The organism is Kitasatospora cystarginea (genome assembly GCF_039533515.1).
Classification (GTDB): domain Bacteria; phylum Actinomycetota; class Actinomycetes; order Streptomycetales; family Streptomycetaceae; genus Kitasatospora; species Kitasatospora cystarginea.
Genome location: NZ_BAAATR010000028.1, coordinates 112820 through 119055, shown reverse-complemented (window position 1 = coordinate 119055; position 6236 = coordinate 112820). Strand labels below are relative to the sequence as shown.

At 69.7% G+C, this 6236-nt stretch carries 7 protein-coding genes and 2 pseudogenes; 4 read left to right on the top strand and 5 right to left on the bottom strand.

Going from position 1 to position 6236, the window contains the following annotated elements:
- The first annotated feature begins 60 nt into the window (after positions 1-60).
- From ABD369_RS27025 to ABD369_RS27015, 3 genes are read left to right on the top strand one after another with little or no spacing between them, the layout of a single operon-like run.
- Entirely contained in the window at positions 61-1320 is a 1260-nt protein-coding gene (locus tag ABD369_RS27025) for an RHS repeat-associated core domain-containing protein (protein WP_344639158.1), read from the top strand.
- Positions 1321-1355: 35 nt separating this feature from the next.
- Entirely contained in the window at positions 1356-2087 is a 732-nt protein-coding gene (locus ABD369_RS27020; RefSeq protein ID WP_344639155.1) for a hypothetical protein, read from the top strand.
- A gap of 27 nt (positions 2088-2114) precedes the next feature.
- Complete coding sequence (locus ABD369_RS27015) at positions 2115-2843, top strand: WXG100-like domain-containing protein (protein ID WP_344639154.1); 729 nt, start codon at positions 2115-2117, stop codon at positions 2841-2843.
- A gap of 303 nt (positions 2844-3146) precedes the next feature.
- Here the strand turns inward: ABD369_RS27015 and ABD369_RS27010 are convergent.
- Positions 3147-3284, bottom strand: a pseudogene (locus ABD369_RS27010) (exodeoxyribonuclease III); the annotation flags it as partial.
- A 97-nt stretch (positions 3285-3381) separates the two neighbouring features.
- On the opposite strand from ABD369_RS27010, the gene ABD369_RS27005 reads away from it, so the two are divergent.
- Positions 3382-4449: an oxidoreductase gene (locus ABD369_RS27005; RefSeq protein WP_344639153.1), complete on the top strand. Its 1068-nt coding sequence runs from the start codon at positions 3382-3384 to the stop codon at positions 4447-4449.
- A 295-nt stretch (positions 4450-4744) separates the two neighbouring features.
- Here the strand turns inward: ABD369_RS27005 and ABD369_RS27000 are convergent, their stop codons facing one another.
- The 4 genes and pseudogenes from ABD369_RS27000 to ABD369_RS26985 form a co-directional block, all read right to left on the bottom strand.
- Entirely contained in the window at positions 4745-4978 is a 234-nt protein-coding gene (locus ABD369_RS27000; protein ID WP_344639152.1) for a DUF6296 family protein, read from the bottom strand.
- Positions 4979-5065: 87 nt separating this feature from the next.
- A complete protein-coding gene (locus ABD369_RS26995; protein WP_344639151.1) occupies positions 5066-5464 on the bottom strand; it encodes a DUF2267 domain-containing protein in 399 nt (132 codons plus the stop codon).
- A gap of 58 nt (positions 5465-5522) precedes the next feature.
- Positions 5523-5927: a DUF2267 domain-containing protein gene (locus ABD369_RS26990; RefSeq protein ID WP_344639150.1), complete on the bottom strand. Its 405-nt coding sequence runs from the start codon at positions 5925-5927 to the stop codon at positions 5523-5525.
- 44 nt (positions 5928-5971) lie between these two features.
- Positions 5972-6199 (bottom strand): annotated as a pseudogene (locus ABD369_RS26985) (STAS domain-containing protein); the annotation flags it as partial.
- Positions 6200-6236: the final 37 nt, after the last annotated feature.

Sequence of the window (6236 nt, the reverse complement as noted above, 5' to 3'; positions counted from 1 at the left end):
CGCGCTTTCGCGCTCAGGTGAGCTCGGCGACCCAAGAACCCCCCTCCAAGTTCATCCCGACTGCGTCGGGGATACAACGAAGCGCCACGCGGCGCACACTGGACCGAGACCTATGCCTACGACCAGGGCGGCCACCTGGTCGGGGCGACCTGGCCGGACCAGCACGAGGCGGCGACCGGTGGCGAGCACGCCTTCAACGGCTCACTGATCAGCTCCGCCGGGCGCGTCACCTACGAATACGACGCCCAGGGACGGACCACAGCGCGCCAACTGCGCACGCTCTCCGGACGCATCAGGACGTGGCAGTACACCTGGGACGCGGAGAACCACCTCACCGACGTCATCACACCCAGCGGCGACCGCTGGCACTACCGCTACGACCCCCTCGGCCGCCGCATCACCAAGCAGCACTTCGTCGCCGACGGCGAGGCATGGACGCTCCACGAGTGGACCGACTTCAGCTGGGACGGCTACACCCTGGCCGAACAGACCGCACACGGCCCCCACCTGCCCGGCCCCTACACCCTCACCTGGGACCACCGCGGACTGCACCCCGTCGCCCAGAGCGAGCACCTGGCGACCCAGGACGAGACCGACCGCCGGTTCTTCGCCATCGTCACCGACCTGGTCGGCACCCCCACCCACCTCCTCGCACCCGACGGAACACCTGCCTGGGAGCAACGCACCACGCTCTGGGGCCTGCCGGTCACCACCGGCCGGCACAGCACCAGCACGCCGCTGCGCTTCCCCGGCCAGTACTACGACCCCGAATCCCGACTCCACTACAACGTTTTCCGCTACTACGACCCCGCAACCGCCCGCTACCTCAGCGCGGACCCGCTCGGCCTCTCACCCGCACCGGACGCCTACGCCTACGTCAGCAACCCACTGCTCGCGTGCGACCCGCTCGGCCTCATGCCACCGAAGCACGATCGCACGAGTGAGTACCCCAAAGGGTACTGGCAGTCCACCCACGACCACATGAGAGCAAATTGGACGTACGAGGGGATCGGGCAAGGTACCGGAGATATTCGTGACGCCAACGGCAAGCGGATACCGAACAAGGATCTGCATTGGTTCGATGCCCAGGGAAATGACATCCCTCCCGGGCAGCAGACCTACGAGCACATAACACCGGTTGTCGACCACTGGAACACCATAGGGAAAAACTCGGACCGGGAGACTCGGAACGAGTTCTTCAACGACACTGCGCACATGGAGGCAATGTCAAGGAGTCAGAACTCGAGCGGTGGTGGCACAATGTCCCAAATGGGACAGCACTACACGCAGCAAACCGGAGCGAGCTACAAAAAAGACTAGCCGTACCGTGGATCCCCCTGCCCTGGAGAGCCTTCATGAATCTGACCGCGACACTGGCGGGAATGCCAGGAGCCGAGCAGTGGGCAGACCTGCCCGACGCCTGGCACTGGTCCCCCAATCCTCGGTTCAACTTTTCCGCCGTCCTCACCACCGACCGCCGGCACCTCCTGCAGGTGATCGCGCTCGACTTCCACGACGAGGAGCTGGTCCGCGCGCTCCTCGCCTTCGCCCGCGAGCACAGCGCCGAGATCCTCGGCAACCAGCACCCGCTGACCGCGGTGAACGGGTTCACCGTCCCGGGTTACGGGTTCGACACCGCAGTGGCGGTGGCGCCCCGTGCGAACCGCTACCACGCCCAGGACGCGAGCCTGCACGCGGTGACCTACGCGCTCTTCCCGGGCTGGCACTTCGAGTTCTCCGGCACCGAGACCGACAGTGAGGCGTTGTTCCAGGCCTCGCACCCCCAGGGCCTCAGGGCCACCCGCCTGGACCGGCAGCCGGTGCCGTTCCTCAAGATGAGCTACCACAACACCGCGACCGAGTCGCGGAGCGCCTCGGCAAGGCGCGCCCTCGCCAAGGAGGACACGCTCCTTCGCGAGCTGGCGCTGCTGGAGGGTGCCCCGGGCAGCCTCGTGGAGTTCGAGAACTTCCGCCACCAGGTGTGGCGCGCCGAGTGGGACGGGACCTTCGTCCTGACCGGTGAGGGCAGCCGCCTGGAACTCGACCGGGACGGACTGCTGAGCTTCGCCCGGAATTCTTTGATCTGAAACCGACGAGAAAAGGGGGGCAGCCGGATGGCGATCGAACTACCCGACGAGGTGGCACAGTTCCTGCAGCTCATCGGAATCAATTGGCCGATGGTGAACGAGGACTCGGTGCGGAGCTTCGCCGACCACGTGCGTGAGTTCGCCACCAACATCGACGACACGCACCACCAGGCCACCGGCACCATCAAGGCCATGGCCGACGCCTACCAGGCCAACTCCTACGAACTGCTGGTCTCCAAGTGGGCCCACCTGTCGCAGGGGCACATGAACGAGCTGGTGGAGGCCTGCCACGTGCTCGCCACCGCGCTGGACGCGGCCGCGGAGTTCATCGTGGCGATGAAGCTGGAGTGCATCGCCGAACTGATCGCACTGGCGGTCTCCTTCGTCGCCGACCAGGCCGCCGCCGTCCTCACCCTGGGCCTGGCCGAGGCCGCCGAGGCACTGGTCATCGCGGCGGCCGAGAAGGCCGTCGACTACCTGGAGCAGCAGCTGGTCCAGTACATCACCTCGAAGGTCATCGAGGCCGCCCTCCCGCCGTTGCTCGCTCTCATCGAGAAGGCCGTCGCGGGCATGGCCTACTCTGCTCTGGAGGACTTGCTCGGCGTCTCCGGCGCGGGCCAGAGCCGGGGCGACGGCTTCATGGTGCACCCCGAACAACTACGCGCCCACGCCGAGGTCTTCGCCCGGCACGCCGAGACCGTCCAAGGCCACGCCGAAGCCCTCTCCGGCAAGATGGCCGCACTCAGCTTCACGTGAACCCACCCGGCCAGGGGAGGCCCCGCCTGGCCGCCGGCCGGGCCGTGGGCCTCCCGATGGACGGGAGTGCAAGTTATCGGTTCGGTGTCAGTGGTGGTGCGAGTCGGTAGGGCAGCCGCCGGGTGCGCAGCACCGGGGAGCAACCCCCGCGAGCGCGGGGCCGACGCGAACTGGCCCAGTCCGGGCGGCACTTCAGCATCTCTGGATCTCACCAGCGATCTAGACGCGGGCGCCGCGAATCACCTGCTCGCCCCCGGGCGGAGCTGTCTGCCATGGACAGCGGCTCGGCCGGCTCGGCCGGCGTCAGACCTTGTGGTGGTAGGCCACGGTCACCGGTGCGTGGTCCGACCAGCGCTCGGCATGGGTGGCGGCCCGTTCGATGCGGGCGGTGGCGACGTGCCCGGCCAGGCCGGCGGTGGTCATCTGGTAGTCGATCCGCCAGCGGAACGACGCGTTTTCCAAAAGGTCCACCCGTTCGAGTGTGGGTGGTTCGGATGCGTCTGCTGGCCTGGGCGGAAGGGGGCTACCCGTGGGCAGCATGACGACTGTGGCGCCGGTTCGGGCGGTGGTTGGTTCGCGTGTCTCCGACACGCACGGGCAGGACGGGAAGGTTTCGCACCTGATCCAGGCGGAGTCTGCCGCCCGGCATGCGCTGTCGAAGGAGTGGGAGATCGTCGGATCTTTCGAGGACCTGGACGTCTCGGCGGAGATCGCTCCGTGGAAGCGACCGGACCTGGGGCCGTGGCTCACCGACCGCCAGGGCGAGTGGGACGCGATGGTCGCTAGGGCGCTCGCCGAACGCGGGGCCTCCGTGGTGCTCGCCGTGCGCAACGTCGAGAAGGGCGAGCAGGCGGCGGCCCGCATCAGCGGCGAAGTGACCGTGCAGGCCCTGGACCTGACCTCGCTCGACTCCGTCCGGGCCGCAGCCCAGGCCCTGCGATCCCGGTACGACCGGATCGACATGCTGATCAACAACGCCGGCGTCATGTACACCCCGAAGCAGACGACCACCGACGGTTTCGAGATGCAGTTCGGGACCAACCATCTGGGCCACCTCGCACTCACCGGCCTCCTTCTGGACCTGATGCTGCCGGTGCCCGGCTCGCGCGTCGTGACGGTCAGCAGCACCGGCCACCGCATCCGGGCCGCGATCCACTTCGACGACCTGCAATGGGAGCGGTCCTACAGCCGGGCCGGCGCCTACGGCCAGTCCAAGCTGGCCAACCTGATGTTCACCTACGAGCTGCAGCGCCGGCTCGCCTCGCACGGCACCACCGTTGCGGTGGCCGCACATCCCGGCCTGTCCAGCACCGAGCTGGTCCGTAACAGCCCTGCGGCCATCCGGCTTCCGCTCACTTGGCTCGCGCCGCTGGTCACCCAAACCCCGGCGATGGGCGCGCTGCCGACCCTACGCGCTGCCGCCGACCCCGCCGTGCTGGGCGGCCAGTACTACGGCCCCGGCGGACGCCTTGAGTTCAAGGGTCACCCTCAGCTGGCCACCTCCAGCGCGCAGTCGTACGAGACAGCCGTCCAGCAACGGCTGTGGGCCGTCTCCGAAGACCTCACCGGCGTGATGTTCCCCGTCGCCCAATCCCAGCAGAATTAGATCCAGCCCGGACCGGCCATCACCAGTTAGCCCGCGCGCCCTACACCTGGTCGTCCTCATCCAGGCCGAGCCCGGCCGCGTCCGGGTCACGCAGCGGGCGCAAGGCCGCAGCGGCCGGGGGGGGGGAGGCGGTGGCGCTGTAGCGGCCGAGCACGTTGCTCTGCGTGCACAGGCGTGAGGGTGCATGTGCAACCGGCGATGTCACGGCGGTGACGGGAACTCGGCCTGTAAACGGCTGCCCACCGGCTCGGGAGTGCGGCACGGCGCCCCGGAACCGAGGGCCGCGAGCATCCGGTCAGGGCAGTGGCACGGCGTGAAGGCAGGCATGGCGGCCGGGTCCCGGCAACGCGGTGAGCGGGCGGGCCACCTCTCCTTCGATCGCCACCCGGAATGCGCCCGTGTCATCCGCGTACACCGGTTCCCCGGCAGCGGTGTACGCACCGGTGAGGTGGACGACGACGATCTCGGGCGGCCCGTGCCGGCCGGGCGGGCCGGGCAGGGTGACCGCGTAGCGCTGGGGTCTGTCCATGGGTCGCCTCGCCTCATCCGGTGTGCGGTTGGGTGCTTGCCAGGGCGGCGCGGAGCGCTTCCGCGCTGGCGGGTCGGGGCCGCTGCTTCAGGCGACGGCGGCCAGGTCCGCGCGGCCGAACAGCAGGGCGTAGCCGCGGGGTAGGTGGGTGAGGAGGCGGTCGGTGAGGCTGTCGTCGGTGAGGGTGGTGAGGGCTGCCAGGACGGAGGAGGCGTCCCAGCGGGCTGCGGTGAGGCTGGTGCCCAGGGTGTGGGCGAGGCTTTCGACGAAGGCTGGGGCGGTGACGGGGCGGGGCAGGGGGATCTGGGCGGCGAAGACGGCGCGGGCCCGCTCGGGCAGGGCAGCGGCGAGGTCGCAGCGTTCGTCGCCGGTGAGCTGGGAGCCGAGGAGAGCCAGGACGGCGTCAAGGACGCGTTCGGCTTCCTCGTCGGTGGGGTAGCGGCCGAGGTGGCGGACCTGCTGGAGGAGGTGGCGGTAGCGGGTCATGACCGTGGGGCCTTCCAGGGCTGGCCGCTGGGCGGGCCGGCGGCGTGTGAGGGGGTGGTCAGGGCCGTGTCCCTGCGGTCGGGCGGCCGAACAGCAGGGCGTAGCCGGGCGGCAGCTGGAGCAAGACCTGGTCCATGAGGTCGTCGCCGGCAGCGTCGGCCACCGTGGACAGGACGGCGCCGATGTCCCACAGGGCCGTGGCCTCGGTGGCGCCCTCGATCCAGGCCGCGGTCGCGCGCACGAACCGCTCGGCGTTGAGGGGCTCGGCGGCCTGCAGCGGGTTGAGCAGGATCAGGGCCATGGTCTCGGGCAGTCGGGCGGCCAGTTCGGCCCGCACCTCGCCGACCAGATGGGCGCCGAGCAGGGCCAGGACCACCCGGGCGGCCCGCTCGGCCTCCTGCGGGCTGTCGTACTCACCGCGCTCCCGAACCTCCTCCAGGAACGCCTCCCATCGAAGCGTCATCGCGGTTCTCCCTCCGTTCCAAGGCCCGGCGCGCCCGGGCGACCTCAAGGCTCAACGGCCAGGCGCCGATGCAGACCGGTCAGCTTGAGCAGCCGCACCACGCAGCGGCCGGCCCCGCGCAGGACCAGGCGGGCACCGCACCGGTCGGCCTGGTTGCGGGCCCGCACCAGGGCGCCCAGGCCCGCGCAGTCCATGAACGTCACCTCTGACAGATCCAGCACCACCTCCCGGTGTGACTCGAGCGCGGTGGCCAGAGCACGGCGCAGCGAGGGGCGGTGCCGAGGTCGATCTCGCCGTGCGCTCGCACGA

Coding starts and splice junctions, on each gene's coding strand:
- ABD369_RS26990 (WP_344639150.1), bottom strand. CDS start 5,927: ATGACGCTTCGATGGGAGGCGTTCCTGGAGGAGGTTCGGGAGCGCGGT.
- ABD369_RS27020 (WP_344639155.1), top strand. CDS start 1,356: ATGAATCTGACCGCGACACTGGCGGGAATGCCAGGAGCCGAGCAGTGG.
- ABD369_RS26995 (WP_344639151.1), bottom strand. CDS start 5,464: ATGACCCGCTACCGCCACCTCCTCCAGCAGGTCCGCCACCTCGGCCGC.
- ABD369_RS27015 (WP_344639154.1), top strand. CDS start 2,115: ATGGCGATCGAACTACCCGACGAGGTGGCACAGTTCCTGCAGCTCATC.
- ABD369_RS27005 (WP_344639153.1), top strand. CDS start 3,382: ATGACGACTGTGGCGCCGGTTCGGGCGGTGGTTGGTTCGCGTGTCTCC.
- ABD369_RS27000 (WP_344639152.1), bottom strand. CDS start 4,978: ATGGACAGACCCCAGCGCTACGCGGTCACCCTGCCCGGCCCGCCCGGC.